The 16,895-nt window shown below is 34.3% G+C and carries 21 protein-coding genes and 1 tRNA gene; 3 read left to right on the top strand and 19 right to left on the bottom strand.

Annotated features, from left to right (window positions below):
• Window positions 1-127: 127 nt before the first annotated feature.
• Window positions 128-1,975 (top strand): DUF2207 domain-containing protein, encoded by a 1,848-nt coding sequence (locus tag Q3C15_RS02755; protein WP_302703974.1) that lies wholly within the window; start codon window positions 128-130, stop codon window positions 1,973-1,975.
• A gap of 38 nt (window positions 1,976-2,013) precedes the next feature.
• Here Q3C15_RS02755 and Q3C15_RS02750 read toward each other — a convergent pair whose 3' ends face one another.
• The 5 genes from Q3C15_RS02750 to Q3C15_RS02730 form a co-directional block, all read right to left on the bottom strand.
• The gene (locus Q3C15_RS02750) at window positions 2,014-2,658 is read right to left on the bottom strand and encodes a hypothetical protein (protein WP_302703973.1); all 645 of its coding nucleotides are present in this window, start codon (window positions 2,656-2,658) and stop codon (window positions 2,014-2,016) included.
• 76 nt (window positions 2,659-2,734) lie between these two features.
• The gene (locus Q3C15_RS02745) at window positions 2,735-4,030 is read right to left on the bottom strand and encodes an extracellular solute-binding protein (protein ID WP_302703971.1); all 1,296 of its coding nucleotides are present in this window, start codon (window positions 4,028-4,030) and stop codon (window positions 2,735-2,737) included.
• A 132-nt stretch (window positions 4,031-4,162) separates the two neighbouring features.
• A complete protein-coding gene (gene manA / locus Q3C15_RS02740; RefSeq protein WP_302703969.1) occupies window positions 4,163-5,128 on the bottom strand; it encodes a mannose-6-phosphate isomerase, class I in 966 nt (321 codons plus the stop codon).
• A 70-nt stretch (window positions 5,129-5,198) separates the two neighbouring features.
• Window positions 5,199-6,188 carry a serine hydrolase domain-containing protein gene (locus Q3C15_RS02735; RefSeq protein ID WP_302703967.1) on the bottom strand — a complete coding sequence of 330 codons (990 nt, stop codon included), beginning with the start codon at window positions 6,186-6,188 and terminating at the stop codon, window positions 5,199-5,201.
• Window positions 6,169-6,852: a histidine phosphatase family protein gene (locus Q3C15_RS02730; RefSeq protein WP_064208117.1), complete on the bottom strand. Its 684-nt coding sequence runs from the start codon at window positions 6,850-6,852 to the stop codon at window positions 6,169-6,171. Before Q3C15_RS02730 ends, Q3C15_RS02735 begins: the two co-directional genes overlap by 20 nt.
• Before the next feature lie 129 nt (window positions 6,853-6,981).
• Here Q3C15_RS02730 and Q3C15_RS02725 point away from each other — a divergent pair, with 129 nt between their 5' ends.
• Window positions 6,982-7,314 carry a hypothetical protein gene (locus tag Q3C15_RS02725; protein WP_204778907.1) on the top strand — a complete coding sequence of 111 codons (333 nt, stop codon included), beginning with the start codon at window positions 6,982-6,984 and terminating at the stop codon, window positions 7,312-7,314.
• Window positions 7,315-7,357: 43 nt separating this feature from the next.
• On the opposite strand, the gene Q3C15_RS02720 is transcribed toward Q3C15_RS02725, so the two are convergent.
• Entirely contained in the window at window positions 7,358-7,624 is a 267-nt protein-coding gene (locus Q3C15_RS02720; protein WP_278851749.1) for a LysR family transcriptional regulator, read from the bottom strand.
• Window positions 7,625-7,763: 139 nt separating this feature from the next.
• On the opposite strand from Q3C15_RS02720, the gene Q3C15_RS02715 reads away from it, so the two are divergent.
• A tRNA-Gln gene (locus tag Q3C15_RS02715) sits at window positions 7,764-7,836 on the top strand.
• A gap of 227 nt (window positions 7,837-8,063) precedes the next feature.
• Here the strand turns inward: Q3C15_RS02715 and Q3C15_RS02710 are convergent.
• The 13 genes from Q3C15_RS02710 to Q3C15_RS02650 all read right to left on the bottom strand — a co-directional run bounded on the left by Q3C15_RS02710 (window position 8,064) and on the right by Q3C15_RS02650 (window position 16,726).
• Complete coding sequence (locus Q3C15_RS02710; protein ID WP_302703959.1) at window positions 8,064-8,459, bottom strand: hypothetical protein; 396 nt, start codon at window positions 8,457-8,459, stop codon at window positions 8,064-8,066.
• Complete coding sequence (locus tag Q3C15_RS02705; protein ID WP_302703957.1) at window positions 8,435-8,755, bottom strand: hypothetical protein; 321 nt, start codon at window positions 8,753-8,755, stop codon at window positions 8,435-8,437. The genes Q3C15_RS02710 and Q3C15_RS02705 overlap by 25 nt, the downstream gene beginning before the upstream one ends.
• Before the next feature lie 5 nt (window positions 8,756-8,760).
• On the bottom strand, window positions 8,761-9,348 hold the full coding sequence (locus Q3C15_RS02700; RefSeq protein ID WP_302703956.1) for a hypothetical protein: 588 nt from the start codon (window positions 9,346-9,348) through the stop codon (window positions 8,761-8,763).
• A 200-nt stretch (window positions 9,349-9,548) separates the two neighbouring features.
• Window positions 9,549-9,908, bottom strand: coding sequence for a DUF1492 domain-containing protein (locus Q3C15_RS02695; protein WP_302704047.1), 360 nt, complete (start codon window positions 9,906-9,908; stop codon window positions 9,549-9,551).
• A 28-nt stretch (window positions 9,909-9,936) separates the two neighbouring features.
• Entirely contained in the window at window positions 9,937-10,299 is a 363-nt protein-coding gene (locus tag Q3C15_RS02690; protein WP_302703954.1) for a hypothetical protein, read from the bottom strand.
• Window positions 10,300-10,519: 220 nt separating this feature from the next.
• Window positions 10,520-10,795: a head-tail connector protein gene (locus tag Q3C15_RS02685; protein ID WP_302703953.1), complete on the bottom strand. Its 276-nt coding sequence runs from the start codon at window positions 10,793-10,795 to the stop codon at window positions 10,520-10,522.
• Between the two features lie 58 nt (window positions 10,796-10,853).
• Window positions 10,854-12,374 (bottom strand): phage major capsid protein, encoded by a 1,521-nt coding sequence (locus Q3C15_RS02680; protein WP_302703952.1) that lies wholly within the window; start codon window positions 12,372-12,374, stop codon window positions 10,854-10,856.
• Window positions 12,325-13,455, bottom strand: coding sequence for a phage portal protein (locus tag Q3C15_RS02675; protein ID WP_302703950.1), 1,131 nt, complete (start codon window positions 13,453-13,455; stop codon window positions 12,325-12,327). Before Q3C15_RS02675 ends, Q3C15_RS02680 begins: the two co-directional genes overlap by 50 nt.
• Before the next feature lies 1 nt (window position 13,456).
• Window positions 13,457-13,651 carry a hypothetical protein gene (locus Q3C15_RS02670; protein ID WP_302703949.1) on the bottom strand — a complete coding sequence of 65 codons (195 nt, stop codon included), beginning with the start codon at window positions 13,649-13,651 and terminating at the stop codon, window positions 13,457-13,459.
• Window positions 13,614-15,338 carry a terminase large subunit gene (locus Q3C15_RS02665; RefSeq protein ID WP_302703947.1) on the bottom strand — a complete coding sequence of 575 codons (1,725 nt, stop codon included), beginning with the start codon at window positions 15,336-15,338 and terminating at the stop codon, window positions 13,614-13,616. Before Q3C15_RS02665 ends, Q3C15_RS02670 begins: the two co-directional genes overlap by 38 nt.
• The gene (locus Q3C15_RS02660) at window positions 15,310-15,765 is read right to left on the bottom strand and encodes a phage terminase small subunit P27 family (protein WP_302703945.1); all 456 of its coding nucleotides are present in this window, start codon (window positions 15,763-15,765) and stop codon (window positions 15,310-15,312) included. Before Q3C15_RS02660 ends, Q3C15_RS02665 begins: the two co-directional genes overlap by 29 nt.
• Before the next feature lie 269 nt (window positions 15,766-16,034).
• Window positions 16,035-16,388, bottom strand: coding sequence for an HNH endonuclease signature motif containing protein (locus Q3C15_RS02655; RefSeq protein WP_302703943.1), 354 nt, complete (start codon window positions 16,386-16,388; stop codon window positions 16,035-16,037).
• Complete coding sequence (locus tag Q3C15_RS02650; RefSeq protein WP_302703941.1) at window positions 16,385-16,726, bottom strand: head-tail adaptor protein; 342 nt, start codon at window positions 16,724-16,726, stop codon at window positions 16,385-16,387. The genes Q3C15_RS02655 and Q3C15_RS02650 overlap by 4 nt, the downstream gene beginning before the upstream one ends.
• Window positions 16,727-16,895 lie beyond the last annotated feature (169 nt).

The raw sequence follows: 16,895 nt of genomic DNA, 5'->3' as shown, positions 1-16,895 counted from the left end.
CTTAGTTTTAACTAAAAGGCTCTCTTTTCTTTTAACGGAAAGAGAGCCTTTTTATTTATTAAATTGTTTAAATTTCTAGAATATATTATAATTTAAAGCGATTATTTAAAGAAAAGGATGTAAGAAAATGAATAATATTAAGAAATTTCAAAAAATATTTTTTGAAATCTGCTTTTCAATATTTGCAGTTTTTCTCCTATCATTTGGGATTATTCGTGCAGACGATGATCCATCATATTCAATTAATAAATTGAACATCAACTGCAAAATTGAAAAAGATGGTTCTCTTCAACTCACACGGACAGTAACCTACAAATTCAGTGATGATGCTCATGGTTTAACATATCAACAAGAACTTCCAAAAGATAATTCAAAATATTCAATTCAAAAAGTCGAAATTGCAAACGGAAATGGTCATTTTCAAAACGTAACAAAAAGCAATTCACATAAAAACAACACCTACTCCGTTTCTGATAATGACTTACCTGACGTTTTCCTAATCAAGACATATCACAAAGTTAAAAGTGATCAACAAGTAACGATTAGGTATGTTTTTACAATGGTTGATGCAATTACCAATTATCGCGATGCAGCCCGTTTGAATTACAAAGTAATCGGTTTTGATACTGATGTTCCACAAAAAAATGTCAATATTACCTTTGATTTTGGAAAGAAAAATCTTAAACTCTTAAAGGCATGGGTTCACGCAGATGTTAATCTTCAAAAACAGGTTTCTGCTCATAATGGAACCGTAAATATCAAGGTTAAAAAGTTACCTGCAAACGATGATGTTGAAGCTGATATTCTCTTTCCAACTTCAATTACATCTCAAAACCCTAATGTAAGTAAACGCAAAATTATTCAATCAACAATTAATTTAGAAAAGAAAATCATTCGTGATAACCAGATTCGGTTATTCAAAAAGTATCTTCTAATTCCATTGATTATTATTCTATATGCAGTTATTCGGCTAATAATTGGAATTGTTAAAATCAAAAAATACAATATTCTATCAATGCCAGAAATTCCACACAATTTTGAAATTCCTAATATTTCAGTTGGAACGGCCGATGCATTTTTTGCTCAAATGGATTCAAAATCATTTTGGGGTAAATCAGTTGATAAAAATCATGCTTTTACTGGTCAGCTTCTTCAACTTCATAACCAAAAAAAAATTTCAATTAAACATGAGCAAAATGACTATGTCATTTCGATCATCAACAATGAATTAGTTAAAGAAGGAAATATTTTTGACATTCTTTTTAATACTGTTGGAGATGGCAAACAATTTACAATTGGAAAATTAAAAGAATTAGTTGAAGAAAATGACAAAGATTTTGCTAAAAAAATAACTAATGCTTTAACAACTTGGTTTGATGATTACACTCAACCAGTTGAAAAGGAAGATGTTAACGCTAAAGCAAACTTTCTTTTTATTAATAACTATTTCTATCTGATTGGAACCTTCATTATTTTAGGAATCTGGTGGTTCTTTAACCAAAGTTGGAGCATATTCTCACTCGCTTTGATTACCTTTATAATTGCTCTTTTAACATTAAATATTTATCGCAATAAAGTTCCATTTAATTCTAATGGATTAACTGAATATCTTAAGATTGCTGGCTTCAAAAAAATGCTTTTAGAAATCGGAAACTTTAAAGAGTCAAAATTTAATGACTTAATATTATGGAAAGACATTCTTCCATTTGCGGTTGGTTTCAATATTTCAAAAGAAGTTTTGAAAAAATTGAAACAAAGTTTTACTGAGGCTGAACTTCTTCAAACATTTAATGCAGATGATTATTTCTATTTCTATGACGATAATTATTTCGATGATGAATTCTCTTCAGACTTTGATAGTTTCTCATCGACTGCTTCAAATTCTGACAATAGCTCATCCAGTGATGACAACGACTCATTTTCAAGCGGAGATTCCGGCGGTTTCGGTGGCGATTCTGGTGATGGAGCATTCTAAAGTTAATATTATAAAAAGTGCTGACTAAATCAGCACTTTTATTTTTTTCTAATTTTCACATTCCATAAATACTTACAATATGCAATCATGCTTTCAACGATGATACACAAAAAATAAATTGTAAAAAGAATTACCAAGAAAACCGTGAACACATCGCTTAGCCCTAAATTGGGAAACGGATAATCCGAATCACTATAAATCAGCCAAATGAAAAAGCAATCAAACAGCAGCATGACGATAAACATAAAAACGTAATCCTTATTAGAATCTGCAACGCCTTTTAGCTCGACTGGATCCTCGAATTCATTCGGATCCACATGGCGGTTAAGTAAATACCATCCAACAGCAAGCACTCCTGCAAGTATTCCCAGCCACCAATGAAACTTCCATTCAAATGAGTTTAACCATTGCATCAGCGCCGTCTCTTTGGTATTAATTGAATAAGAGTATGGGGTAACCCACGAAATTAATTCATCCCAACAAACCAGGATCAGAACAATTCCTAAAACAATCATGTTATAAATCAGCATTTTTCTGGAAGTTTTTGCTGACGCGTGAAATTTTACAAAGCGATGTTCTTGTGTATCATAGTAAATCAAAATTGAATGTTTCTTCTTCTCGCCCTGAATACTCATGCGCCCGTATTTCAAATATCGGGTAAATTTTGAATTTTTGGATTTCATGCATTTCTCCCCCTCTTTTTCTTAATTTTAACACTAAAAAAAACTTCCTTCCGGTTATTCCAGAAGGAAGATTTTGTTATTGATTCCATGCACTCTTTAATTTTTGCGCATTTTGTTTGATCAATTGATTTCGATTACTATTTGGATGAGTCAAAATATCCTGCATAATTTGATTCAATTGAACGAACGCCGTATTTGAATTCTTAACGACTGGCATCGTAAACATGTTTTCAGTTGAATTTGATACAACCACTGGGACCTTGGTTCCGGCTAAGTTCTTATAGCTGGCGCTCTTCAAGACTTGATTGTTGACCGGCATGTAACCCGTTGTTTTTGCCCAGTACAATTGTTGTTTTGGTTCGGTTAAGAACTTCATGTATTCAAATGCCGCTGTCCGTTGAGCCTTGCTGGCATTCTTGAACATGTAAATGTCCGTTCCCTGTTGCAAGTTGTTCTTGCTTGGACGCGCAGCAACCGCATAGTTGGCATGCGTTGGCTTAATGTATTGTTCTGATGATGATGAGCCGACAAACATTGCGACTTTTCCGTTCGTAAATGGAAGATACATGTATTTTTGGGCGCCGGCAATTTGGAAGTAGCCATCCTTGACCCCATCAGCATAGTAGTTGATGACTTTCTTTGAATCCTTTGAATCAAAGTTCAATTTCGATGTGAATGAATCGCCATAGTCTTTCATTCCAATGACGTAATAGTTATTCAACGCATCAAAACCAGCCCCAACAACTTTATGATTTGACTTTTCATAGATTTCCTTTGAAGCTTGTTTTAATTGAGCCATCGTCTTGGGAACCTTAACCCCGTACTTCTTCAAAAGATCTGGGTTGTAGAATAAGACTTCCGTCGACTTGTTAAACGGAACCCCATATTGTTTTCCTTTAATAGTTGCCCCTTCAAGGAATGGTTTGGCAATGTTTGACCGTTGGATTGAACCAAAACCAATCTTCGAATTATCAAAATATGGCTTTAAGTCAACTAATTGGCCGTTAGTTACAGCCGTGTACAACCATTGCGGATAAGCTTGTGTGATCGTTGGCAAGTTTGAAGGATTTTGCATGGTTGAATTTAATTTGCCTTGCAAATCAGAATAATCACCTTGATTTTCAAGCTTAACTTCGATATTCGGATGAGCTTTTTCAAAGTCAGCCGTCATCTGCTTCAATGCAGTCGAAGCACTTCCGCTCATTGCATTCCAAAACGTGATCGTTGTCTTCTTTCCCGTTTTGGTAGAAACATCATCTGCATGGACCGCGAAAGGCCCCTGTTTTGGTCGGTTAGAACCAAGTGCAAAAACAGTTAACATCGCAACTGCTAACCCAAGAATGGTTCCCAGCCGCCAATTTCTCTTTTTCATAGCTTATGTATTAATCTCCTTATATAAAGAATACATAGTTAAGTATACAACTTATTTCATTTAAAAGGGAATTTTCAAAAAAGACTTTACCAAAAAAGTAAGGCCATTTCAGCCTTACTTTTATCAAATTAATTATGCTTTTTCACCCGGTTCCGATGCAATGATCTGCATCTTCCCGCGAATTGTCCACTCTTGAATGTCATATGGCAAGATAAAGTGCATGCCCTTCTTCAAATCATACGCTTTCCCGTCAACTTCGATCTGACCTTCACCGTCAAGAACTGAAACCAAGGTATACGGGGCTGTTCCCCGAGTAAACGTTCCTTGACCGCCGTCAACCTTCCATTCATAAACTGCAAAAAATTCAGTTGAAACGAATTGAGTCACCGCTACGTCACCAACTTGATAGTGCTTTTGATTTAATTTCGGATCCTTGTGCGGAATCATTGCGCAATCAATTGATTGTTGAATGTGCAGATCCCGCTTTTTGCCGGTTGAAGCATCCACCCGGTCAAAATCATACATCCGATATGTGGTGTCAGAACTTTGTTGCGTTTCAAGCACCATGATGCCCTTACCGACCGCGTGAACGGTCCCGCTTGGAACGTACAGAAAGTCACCGGCATGCACTGGAATTTTCCGTAATAACTTATCCCATTCACCTTTTTGAATCATTTCCGCAAATTCTTCACGGCTTTGAGCATTATGCCCATAGTACATCATTGCGCCTTCGTCAGCTTCGATCACGTACCAGCATTCTGTCTTGCCCAATTCATGTTCGTGTTCTTCAGCATACGCATCATCTGGGTGAACCTGCACTGATAGATCAATTTTGGCATCTAAAATTTTTGTTAATAACGGAAAAACATCACCTTGAGCATTTCCAAAAACTTCCCGGTGATCTTTCCAAACCTGGTCAAGAGTCATTCCCTTATATTTGCCATTTTCAACCGTTGCGGGCCCATGCGGATGAGCAGAAATTGCCCAGCACTCTCCTGTATGGTCACTTGGAATTTGATAACCAAATTCAGTTGCTAACTTATCGCCGCCCCACATTTTTTCCTGAAAATATGGTTTCAAAAACATTGGTTCTGCCATTCATAATTCCTTCTTCACTGATCAGATTTACCTTAATTCTATCAAAAAGAGCGTTAAATGTAAACGCTATCTATTCAATAAAATCCGCAACTAATTGATCCCGGAAATCAAGAAATGCCTGGTTATCCGCGGTTGGATGAACCCGGTTCGTCAAGACGATCAATCCTTCTTGGCGTGCTTTGCTTAGTAAAATGTACGTTCCGGTATATCCCGTATGATAGATCCACGGCGTTTGATCCGGCGAAATACGGAGATCCCATCCAAGCGATCTCCCTAAATGGTGCGTTGTCCAATCTTTGAAAAGGGAATCAAGTGTTGAACGTTGTAAAAGATCATTCTCAGTAATTCCTAAAATCCACTGCGCAAACTTGATCAAATCATTAAGCGGCATAAAAAGACCGGCGGAACCACAATGCTTCTTCAGGATAAAGGCCTTGGGATCATGGACTTCACCTTGAATCAATCCCCGAGTAGCTGTCATCTCCGTGGGAACACAATTTTCTTTGACCGGATCAAAGGTACTTTCAGTTAATCCAAGCGGAATCAAAACTTCATTTTGGATTACCGTCTGAACCGGTGCTTGGTAAAATTTCTCAATTGTTTGTCCAAGCATGATCAAGCCGACATCAGTATACACGACTTTTTGATCAAACCAATCGCCCACCGAAAGCGAATCAAGGGCGGCAAGTAACTTGTCCGGCGGTAATTGATTGCGGTGCGGAATGTATCCTGAAATTGCAGATGTATGCGTTAATAAATGCCGCACCGTTACCCGCTGATCGTTAAAAAGCGGAATATGATCTGCAACCCGATCATCAAGAGCAAGCATTTCCTGCTCGATCATTTTCAAAATCATCGTTGTTGTTCCAACAACTTTAGTTAATGAGGCCATATCGTACAACATTCCCCACCGCAGCGGTTGAACTTGCGGGACCAGGGCTGCTTTGCCATAGACCATCGTTTCCACTTGCCCATCGTGCAAATGAGCGTAGGACACTCCGGGAGCGATCTGTTCATCAACCATCTGCATCATTCGCGCCTTAACTGCGTCTGCCTTCATCTGGATCCTCCTGTCTCAACTGATTTACATATCTGATTTTGAATTCGCCGTTTTGATAATCAACTAAACTTGCCCGCGAATTATCAACCAAAAATAACGGCACTTCACCGTAAAGACTTTCAATGAAATTTGATAAAATCAACCCATGAGTAACAATCAAAATATTGCATTCGCGGTCTTGATATTCATCGCCAATCATGCGCAACGCCCTACGAAAACGGGTATTTAACTGCGCTGCATTTTCAATCTCTTCCGTTCCGTCCATCGTCCGAAACAGCCGAATCAATTCGCCAACATGTTCTTCGTTCAAGAAAGCCCGAATGATTTTCTTCAACCCAAGGGTACGCAACGCTTGCGGAATCAATTTCATGTTCTTGGCTTCTTCAAACTGACCGAAACTCATTTCACGCAAATCCGGGTCACGATAAATTGGCGGAATCTTGCGTTGATTTTCCTCTAAAATATATTTAGCGGTTGCCTGGGTCCGTTTCAAATCACTGGTATAAACTGCTCGAAACTCAAGGTTACGTAATTCATATCCTAAACGTTTCGCCATCCGAATTCCCTTTGCCGTTAAAGGAGAGTCGGTAATCCCCTGTAACCTTGCTGCGCGATTTAATTTTGTTTGGCCATGCCGAACAAGGTAAAAGTGAACCGTTGCCATTAAAACTCTCCTTTCATATCATCTACTTTTAATTATACCGATTAAAAGCGTTTTTATGAATAAACTTAATTATCTTTTTTTGGACTTTCCTGTTAAAATGAAAATATATCATTGAGAGAAGGTTTCACGTTGATCGAGTTTGAATTTGAACCAATTTATGATGTGTTAAAACGAATCGAAACGCATCCTGAACTAATCATCGCCATCAAATCACCGTATAAAAACGTTGTCCAGGTTTTCATTCCTGACACAACGCCGGTTGAACACGCTGATTTTTACTTTCCATCAAATAAGTTGATGGTTAACCGTCTCCCGAATGAATTTATTAAATCGCATCCTAATTTATTTGCTGATTATTGGGAAGCAACTGGTAAGCCGCGTCCAAGCTTTGATGAAGTTTGGGCAACGACCGCTCATTTGTTAAAGGAAAAGGCTTATTTAATTGAATTGTCATTTGAATAGTAAGAAATGAAACGCAGCCGCGATCATCTCGCAGCTGCGCTTTTTAATCATCCAAATCTTCTTCAATATTTAATCCATATAAATCGTTAACTGGCAATTCTTTTTCAACTTGATGAACAACAACGAGGGCTACTGCACCCTTGCTTGATACGTAACCGGCAAAATTCGTAACTTCTTCAACCTGATAAACTAATCCGTCAGTATTATAAAGATACTGTCCAATGGCTGGAAGGGTTTCAAATTCAACCTTATTCATTCGATAGTAATCATCATGGACGTGATCATGCATCACGATCAAAACCTTATGCATCTTTCAATCCCCTTTTCATCTTTTGAATTCATTATACCGGATCGTAGCGTTTTTTAAAGAAAAATTTTATTTCAAATTTACTTTGTTGGTTCTTGACATTCATTTTAAAGTTTAATAAGATAAGAAAGTCAGGTTTTATTGGGTATTAGCCAAATTGGTAAGGCAGAGGACTCTGAATCCTTAATGTACTGGTTCGAATCCAGTATACCCAACTAATATTTATGCGTTCCGTTATATTGGGTTTAATTATCCTTGATATAACGGCTTTTTTGTTATTTTAATCGTTTCATTTATTTTTATGGAATATCATTGGTTTTCACTATAAGCCTAGCCAAAACCTAGCCAAAAAATTTTAGATCAAGGGCATAACTGTTAGCAATTAAGCTAGCAGTTTTTTTAATCAAAAAAAAACGCCACTATAAGTGGCGCAAAAAAGACTCTAGTTCATATTTTCTAATAATAATTTATTACCAACATGAATAGCCCCTTGCCCATCCATTGATGATATCATTGTGCATACAGATATGATGATGGGTGAAACATTATTGAATAATTTAATTGCAAATTTTTTCATATCATTTCTATCCTTAACATTTTCAGGAATTTCATCATCCTCTATTTTTAAAATAAAATTAAAAGTAATATTTAAACTCTTAGAAAAAAACGAATTATCATTAGTTTTGAACGACTCTGTAGCTGATAATGTAGGATTAAAATACACAGTATTATTGTCAGAATCTAAATTAATGTTTATTTCTACACTATCTTCTGTATTTAATTTTTCATCATGTGTCTCAAATTCCACTTTTTTTATTCTATAATTTTGTAATTCCAATTAATGCCATCTCCTTTTTTATAGTTAGGATACGATATTTCTAAATTATTAGGTATATTCTCACTATTTATACAAGATCCACTTATAGTTTCACTTATCTTCTTTTTTGCTAAATCGTTAAACTTTTTAAATCTATCAGTTTTAGGTGATAATATTTTAAAATCAAAATCAACCGATTCTCTTTCAGCAGCCTCTCGCCTAGCTATAATATCCGACATTGCTTTATCAACTGCTTCCCAATCTTTTGAATCAAAAGATTGGAATTCCTTATATATCTTTTCCATATCGACTAACATAGATATCACTCCGCATCTACTATTGATAAATTTGATACATCTAAAGCATTTCTAAAATTTTTTTTAATACAATAAACAACCTTAACATTACCGCAAATATGTGGCATTGATTGTTCTTTCATCCTTTCGGCAATAAATTCAAATACATGAATTTTAGGATATACTGCTGTACATCTAATAACTGATATATCGAATTTTTCAGACAAATAATCAACAAAGTCTTCTTTCTTACCCTTTTTTTTATTGTTTGAATGCCTTTTGTAGGAATCCCAAATTTTATCAAAAAAAATCAACTGATTACAATCTGTAAAATCGCCATAATTTACACTATCATTCAAACGCAAAGGAACGCGTGCTATTTTCACTGGCTTTGAATTTTTTTGATTATACCAATATCTTGCATTACCTTTATTATCCCAAAAATAAATGCCCTTACCTAACCAGTTTTTATTACCACTGTTATTGCTAATAGAAGAATCAAAAATTCCTTTTTTTAATTCTTCAATAGATTTACTTGTTCCTACATGGAACAGTGGAATACACCATTCTAGTGTAGGCTTCTTAGGCTGTTTACTAGTAAATGTAATTTCCAATGGTCTATTCAACTTCTATCCTTATATTTCTTTACAAGCCTATTATAGCAATGAATAAATACAAAATAAATATTAAAATAAATACAAAATAAATATTAAAATAAATACAAAATAAATATTAAAATAAATACAAAATAAATATTAAAATAAATACAAAATAAATATTAAAATAAATATAAAATGAAATTTTTAAACTTTATTTAGTATTTTTTAAATCCTTTAATCGGCTCTGCAAACAATAACAGCGCTTTATTTTGTAATTCAAAAAGCACTGCATAACTGTACATTAATTCATTTTCCACTTGCCATTTAGGCACATTCTGTAAATAACATTTCTTTAAAATCGTTTTATATCGATTATCAAAGATATTATCAATAATTATATTAACTATTTCTATAATATTTTTAGCCTCAATCGTTTTTACCATTTTTTGCTCTTGATGGTTAATATTACTAGAACTTTTTACACCATCAAAATTTACTGAACCTAGATCAGCAAAAACTGATAACTGTTTATATCTTGGATAATCTTTCTTGAAGAATTGTTTAACTTGTTTTATAGTCTTTTTTCTTCATCATTCATAGCGATCACCCAGCATATAACGTGTAAAACTCTTTCAGTGCTTTATTCTTTAAATAATTAAAATTGCTCTTTGAGGTTGATAATTTCTCACACATTTCTGAAACACTATATTGTTTATTAATTATGTAGTTATTCAAAATAAACCTTAAACGGTCATCAGAAACGCTTTCTATTGCTTTTTCAATTTTTTGGATGGTTAATTCATAGTCCACGTGTCGTATAACTTTATTCTCAGCACCATTTTTCTTACTTTTCCCACCAACTATACCTAAAGCAGGGCTTGAAATAATCGTAAATTCTTGTAAATCTTGTTTTAACTGGGTATATTTATTCAAGATCGCTTTAACCATCTTTACATCACTTCTCAAATTAACCACCTCTTTAAATAAAAAAACCTCTATCAAAATTGATAGAGGTAAAAATTAAAAATTAAAAATTTTGCAAAGTGCATTAATGAATATCAATCGTTTACGTTTAAAATTCCAGTCAAGAGAACTAAGATCACGTGTTGATATTGATAAATTAGTTGTGATTTTCATCACGTATTAATTATAACATAAATTTATCATTTTATAAATAGTTATAATATTAATTTATGAACGTTGCTTTTGCCTTTAACTGTTGAATCAATGATACTACTTGATATGGCTGTGTTTTCATATCAGTATCACGATTTAAATACCAAAATTGCGCTAACAACGTAACAGCATAATCAAATTGCTTAAACTGCGTTAAATCGGCTGTTTCTGATACTGCTGTTTTTATATATTCAACTGCATTATCAATATATGTTTGAATTACCTCATCATCATCGTTTATATCAATACATAAGGCTTTTTTTACATCATCTACGCTTACCGCCATACTTTCATCTCCTTACAAAAAAAGAGCTTAGGCAAAACCTAAGCTCACTTCCTACTAATTATTTTCCTGATTCAGTGGTTGATGTATTAGTCGTTGTTAAAGAAATATTTACGATTGCGTTCTTATCAATCACTTCATAATCTGAACGTAAAATAACTGATAAACCTTCACTAAAGCTATCAAATTTATCCCATTGAGCTGTAACTTGATTCCGTTCAAAAACAACTAACCCTTGAGCAAAATCGCCAACTAAAACAGGTGATGTACCATCTGAATTATCTGGTAAAAGCGCATTTGAAATTACCATCACTGGTGCACCTAATAAATTAAAACCACTTGGCGCTGTTACATCTGGTTGTAATAAGTAACGTCCTTCATTGTCTTTCAACGTATCTAAGAAATTAAATCCGTTTTGATTTACAACCCATGTTTTACTCAAAGCAGGATCAAGAGTAACGTTAAATACCTTCTTTAAATCATCAATATTTTTAGCGGTTGCCTTTGCAAATTGACTTGATGAACCGATTAATAAATCAATGATATTTTTGTTATTAGTATTTTGAACTAATTTTTGTAATTGATTTTTCACTTCTGAAACAATATCAACTGCACTATCCTCAATAACTTCATTTGATAAAGCAATCTTACCAGCACGTGTTTTTACATCAAACTTAACATCTTGGAACATGTTAGCATTAACATCACCAATTTCTGCTAATTCTTCTTTAGTGGCCAAAACCGCACTTTGTGGATTAGCAGCGATTGGATAATGTCCTTGTCCGTTTGAAACCTGTTTTACTGTACAAAGTTTAGCTAAATCATAAGTTGAGTTTTTTAATTCAAATACTGGCGTGATGATTTCATCAGGAATAACTGCGCTTGCACCTTGTGTTGTCACACCATCACGAAATTCACCACGGCTACGAATATATTCTTCAAATGAACGTGTTTCTGATTTATCTTCTTTATCTAAAATTACTTTTTTCATTTCTTTTTCCTCTTTTCCTTGATTCATAAATTTCTCATAACTACGTGTATCAACTTGAACATTTGTATCATCATAAGACGGTACAGCAACCACAGAAACATCAAATAAATTCTTTACTTGATTAATTGTCCGTGTAACGTTTCCTTCATCGTCCTTAGTCCATGTATCACCACCATCATTTACTTCAAAACCAAATGAACAAGCGTCAACATTACCACTCTTAACCTCTTCATAAACATCATTAGCAAATGATGTATTCGGCAAAGTGGCTTTAAAATGTAACCCTTTATCATCTGGCTCTAATTCTAAAGTTCCAGCCTTTACACTAGCTAAAACTTGTGTAAAATCATGGTTGTTTAACATTAAAACATCAGACAAATCTACATCATCTAAAGCATTCGGCGCCACAACTTCTGTAAATCCGCCTAAATCTTTACTTGGCGTATTCCAAACAATCGCATATCCTGATAAAACTTTAGATGTTTCTGTATTATTTTCGTTTTGTTCTTGATCCTCATTCTGAGGAGTTTCAACTTGAACATCATTCGCTTCCATTCCCGCTTGTGATGTTAGCCTGCGATCCTGTGTCATGAATATCATTCCTTTCTAAAAATTCATTTCCATTATCAACTTCAGGCAATCCAATTCTTGCCCGTGCTTCATTTAACGTAAGCACTCCGTTTGTGTATCCTTCGATTGCATTATTTTGCTGTGTTGTAGGATCTAAAGATAATAGCTTGCTGGTATCAAATTTCCAATCCTTGCCAAGTTTGAAAGACAATTCTGATGTGAAACAGTCAAAATATTTTTGCAGTGATCCTTGTAAGTATTGAAGATTACTCATCTGTTGGTTACTGTGTTCATTTTCAACACCTAATTTTTCAGGTGGTAACCCAAAGGCTTTTGCAATCTGCTTTGTCGTCCAATCATTTGAATTTACTAGCTTTAGAATATCTGAATTGATTTCCAAGTTTTGTAAATCCATATTGTCATCAAGGGCAACAACACCAGCTTCTCCGTTCTTTAAGTCTTGAAAGCCTTGTGCGATGTTATCCAATCCTTCTTGACTAAGGTTTGTATTTTTAACTTTTAGGATCTTTGCCCCAATTACGCCGTTATTAAAAAAGCCGATAAGTAACTTATCAGCTAAATCTTGTATTTTTCTTTCATTTGCTAATGAATATAACGGACTAATTCCTGTTACTCCGTCAACAGTTGCATATTTAAAATGCAAAACATCTTTCGCTTTTAATTCTCTCGCCCTACCATTCTCTGGCGTGTACTGGTAAGAAACTTCATCAGTTATATCATCTTGTAATACTGCCATTTGAGAATTAGGAACAAAGCGTAAGGTATGGTTACCTTCAATCAGCGCAAAAGCATTTCCATTTAAAAGCATATTTGCACATAACGCATACTTAAAATGCCAGCCATCCATATAATCACATGGTGTAAAATTAACCATTTTTGTTAATACAGGGACATCACAATATACTTCATTACTAGCAACATCAGAAGCAATAATATTAATTGCACTAAAAATATCGCTATTTCTTAATACTGAAGGTGATATGTAACTATTTCCTGTATCGGTATATGAAATTAAAGCATTAAAGACTGGATCATCAGTCAACACGGTTTGTTTTATTGTGTTGGATTTAAAAAACGCCATTTTATTCGCCTCCTTTCATGTTGTAATTGATAATGAAGGCAATCGCAGTTATTAATCCGCCTGTAACAATCATTCCCGTACCCACACCAAAATTAATAAAACAGCCAATCATAATAAAAACCATTCCCAACATTAAGAGAATGGTTTGAATATAATTTTTAAAAAATGAAAGCACCTTGATTAATAATTTCTTCACGCTGTTTGTTCGCCTCCTCATCATCAAAATAACTCATGCACGCTACGTAAGCATTTAATAAGGCGTCTACTGGATCAATTCGATTACTGTTTCTCGCTTTATCAATAATCACACCGTTATTATCAACCTTTAAAATCGCATTACTAATTGAATAAGCAAGGATCTTATTACCATAATGCTTTATTTTGTCATTATAAAGTTTCTCTCTAAAATCACGTGTCGGTATATTCATCGTTTTAGTACCCTGTCGAACTTCAAACAATGGATAACCCTCTTTTTCAAACTTAGTAAGTAGTGGTGCAAAATTCCATGGATCATAACAAATATATTTAACGTTTAAATCGTTCTCTAAAATTAAGTTTTGAACATAATTAAATACATCATCATAATCAATTACTCCGCTTTCTAGTGATGTGATTGTACATTCACCTTTACGTTCCAACGAAATGTAGTTAATACCATCACGCTTTATCTTGCTTTCCAGTCCGTAATGAGTACCAACCCACGAATGCGAATCACAGTAAAACTTATTATCGCTTGGAATTATCCAGCTTACCGCTGTTAAATCGTTACTCTTTGATAAATCGATACCGATATAAATATCTTTACCGTGAATATCAATCTTTTCTGTTTCGCCCTTGCTCCAATCGCTAACACTAATGTAGCTATCTTCTTGAGCTTGCATGAATACATTCATGTTCTTTACCATTACATTCGTGATATTCTCTTGTTTCATACCAACTTCAACATCTGATTTAATTTGTTCAAGCATGGTATCGCAAACTTCTTTGTTGGATAGTAACGGATTAGCCTTTATCCATTTATCAGGATCATTGATTTCTTCCTTGTCGTCTAAGGTGTAAATAATTCCAAAATAACGGTCTGATTGTTCTTTGCCTGATAAAATATCAGAAACGTAATCACACTCTTCTTTAAAAGGCGAATTGGTATTAAACCCAGCAGTTGAAATAATCGCTAATAAGCTGTTAGGCTGTTGAATCATACCAGATTTTAAAACGTTAATAATATCTCGATTCTTGCTTGAATGAAATTCATCAACAACACCTAAAGTAGGATTATAACCATCTAGCGAACTTGTATCAGTTGCAAGTGGAACAGCAAATGAATTTGATTTTCGATCTTCAATTCTTTGTTTGTTAATCTTCACTCTCCGTCTAACCGCTTTTGATTTACCGCTAAGCAAATGTAATTGGTCCGCCATCATGTCAAAAGCAAGATGAGCTTGTTTACTACTGTTAGCTGTGAATAATACCTGCTTACCGCGTGCTGGGCTTTTTTCTAGCAGTAATTCAATCACACCCATAATTGCAATGAGAAACGTTTTACCGTTCTTACGTGCAAATGATAATAAGCACCGATTAAAGCGTCGTGAGTTATCTTTTACAGACCGCCAACCATATAAATTACCAAGTATAAAACATTGGAATAATTCAAGCTTTAGTGGTTTGCCATCTGTTCTTGGTAGTAATTCAACAAATCGAAAAATCTTATCTACTAATTTCTCATCAAAATAGTAAGGAAAATCATTTGTGTTTTGTTTTTTAATATCATTGTTAAATCGTTCACAAGCCTGTTTAACTTTATTACATGCAGTAATTTCACCATTTAAAACTTCATTAGCGTATTCTTGCACTCGATTATTCAAGCAGATCACCGATTTCATCATCTTCATTTTCTCGTGCTTGATTTAAAGCTAGCTTAGCTCTTGATGAAATTGAGAGTCCTAAGTCATTACTTAAAGAGCGTAAATCCTTAATTGCCTTTTCACGTAAGCGCAAATTTTTGTTTTCCTTACCATCAACCACTGTTCCTTCTTCTTTGATTGCTAAGGTACACGTTTTAATTAAGGAATACGTTTCACAGTAAGCTGTTAATAACCCTTTGTCTAATTCACTGATTGGTGTTTCTTCTAATAAAATCGGTGTTACTCGATTCCATTCAGCCAATGCGTAATCAGTTAACCATTCAGGCGGTGTTACATCTAATTTAGAGTACTGATTTAACGCTTTTTCCATATCTCTACGCTGTGCTTTTTCTTCATTTGTTAAATGTTTAGTCATGTCACCAAGCGCTTTTACATTTCTACTCATCATTTCACCTCACTTTGTATACAAAAATACCGCTGTTATTACTAACAACGGCACTTCATACTCTCTCTATCATACATTTATTATAACATTTTTTTATAAAAAGTCCAATAACAATAAATAATTATTATTAATGGTTCAAAAGCTAAAATTTCATTTTATTTTAAAGGGATTTTTATTTACGGAAAAGTCTGTGCCCGCTCCTGCAAAATAATTTCATAGCCCCCGGTTATTTTTCTAACATTCATCAGTTAAGTTAGTTGATTTTTAAAATTTTATTTTCGATGATGTCGTTTCCAGTGGCAAGAATTACATAAACTCCGTAAGTTATCCTTATCCAGTCGCTTGTTCCAATTATCCCTGATTGGTTCGATATGATCCACGATGTCAGCCTTGCGCATGATACCATCTTTTAAGCACCATTCGCATAATGGATTAGCTAATAAGTAGCTGTGCGATAGTTTTCGCCATGCTGTTGTTTTATAGAAACGTTGATACTTGCCTTCACGTTGCATTCGATAGCTATATCGCTGTTTCTCAACCTGTTTCTTGTGCATTGTACAATATTTAACATCATAAGGTACTAGCACTGTACAGCCTGCATGCTCGCATTGTCTAACTGGTTTCATTTTACTTTATTTCCTGTTTTCTTCTGCAATGTTAGCGTGTCATATCCATTTAAACTATCATCAATATTCAATGAAACAATTTCATACTGTACTTTATCAATCATAACTGTAAGCGTGTCCTTTAGTCGCTTATCATGTTTAACAAAGATTGCCTTTTGATATGTTTGATTAACACCTGTATTCGATAATTGACTATTAATACTCTGGGTTACATAACCAAACCGTTTAGTGAATAGTGGTTTAAATGATGATACTGAAATACCATTTACTGTTTCGTGTGTTTGGTACTCACCAAACTGTGCTGTATGTTTTAATCTTGATAGTTGATACTGTTTCATTTAATCACCACCTTAATTTAAAACATACTGAACTAATGCAGTGTATTGTTTATCCATAACTTGGTACTGTACATCTACCACTTCAATCTCGTTATCTTCATAATAATCGTTAATCTTTGTTGCTAATCCTGAAGATGTTGGTGCTACTAATACCACTACTTTTTTATAT

The sequence above is a fragment of the Ligilactobacillus sp. 110_WCHN genome, from assembly GCF_030518115.1.
GTDB classification, from domain to species: Bacteria; Bacillota; Bacilli; order Lactobacillales; family Lactobacillaceae; genus Ligilactobacillus; species Ligilactobacillus aviarius_C.
This window is presented reverse-complemented; position numbering and strand designations above follow the sequence as displayed.

Bases quoted from the DNA above. Each gene is read 5' to 3' on its own strand.
- Q3C15_RS02755 (WP_302703974.1), top strand. From the start codon at position 128: ATGAATAATATTAAGAAATTTCAAAAAATATTTTTTGAAATCTGCTTT.
- Q3C15_RS02750 (WP_302703973.1), bottom strand. From the start codon at position 2,658: ATGAAATCCAAAAATTCAAAATTTACCCGATATTTGAAATACGGGCGC.
- Q3C15_RS02745 (WP_302703971.1), bottom strand. From the start codon at position 4,030: ATGAAAAAGAGAAATTGGCGGCTGGGAACCATTCTTGGGTTAGCAGTT.
- manA (WP_302703969.1), bottom strand. From the start codon at position 5,128: ATGGCAGAACCAATGTTTTTGAAACCATATTTTCAGGAAAAAATGTGG.
- Q3C15_RS02735 (WP_302703967.1), bottom strand. From the start codon at position 6,188: ATGAAGGCAGACGCAGTTAAGGCGCGAATGATGCAGATGGTTGATGAA.
- Q3C15_RS02730 (WP_064208117.1), bottom strand. From the start codon at position 6,852: ATGGCAACGGTTCACTTTTACCTTGTTCGGCATGGCCAAACAAAATTA.
- Q3C15_RS02720 (WP_278851749.1), bottom strand. From the start codon at position 7,624: ATGCATAAGGTTTTGATCGTGATGCATGATCACGTCCATGATGATTAC.
- Q3C15_RS02705 (WP_302703957.1), bottom strand. From the start codon at position 8,755: ATGTTAGTCGATATGGAAAAGATATATAAGGAATTCCAATCTTTTGAT.
- Q3C15_RS02685 (WP_302703953.1), bottom strand. From the start codon at position 10,795: ATGGCGGTAAGCGTAGATGATGTAAAAAAAGCCTTATGTATTGATATA.
- Q3C15_RS02680 (WP_302703952.1), bottom strand. From the start codon at position 12,374: ATGACACAGGATCGCAGGCTAACATCACAAGCGGGAATGGAAGCGAAT.
- Q3C15_RS02675 (WP_302703950.1), bottom strand. From the start codon at position 13,455: ATGGCGTTTTTTAAATCCAACACAATAAAACAAACCGTGTTGACTGAT.
- Q3C15_RS02665 (WP_302703947.1), bottom strand. From the start codon at position 15,338: ATGATGAAATCGGTGATCTGCTTGAATAATCGAGTGCAAGAATACGCT.
- Q3C15_RS02660 (WP_302703945.1), bottom strand. From the start codon at position 15,765: ATGATGAGTAGAAATGTAAAAGCGCTTGGTGACATGACTAAACATTTA.
- Q3C15_RS02655 (WP_302703943.1), bottom strand. From the start codon at position 16,388: ATGAAACCAGTTAGACAATGCGAGCATGCAGGCTGTACAGTGCTAGTA.
- Q3C15_RS02650 (WP_302703941.1), bottom strand. From the start codon at position 16,726: ATGAAACAGTATCAACTATCAAGATTAAAACATACAGCACAGTTTGGT.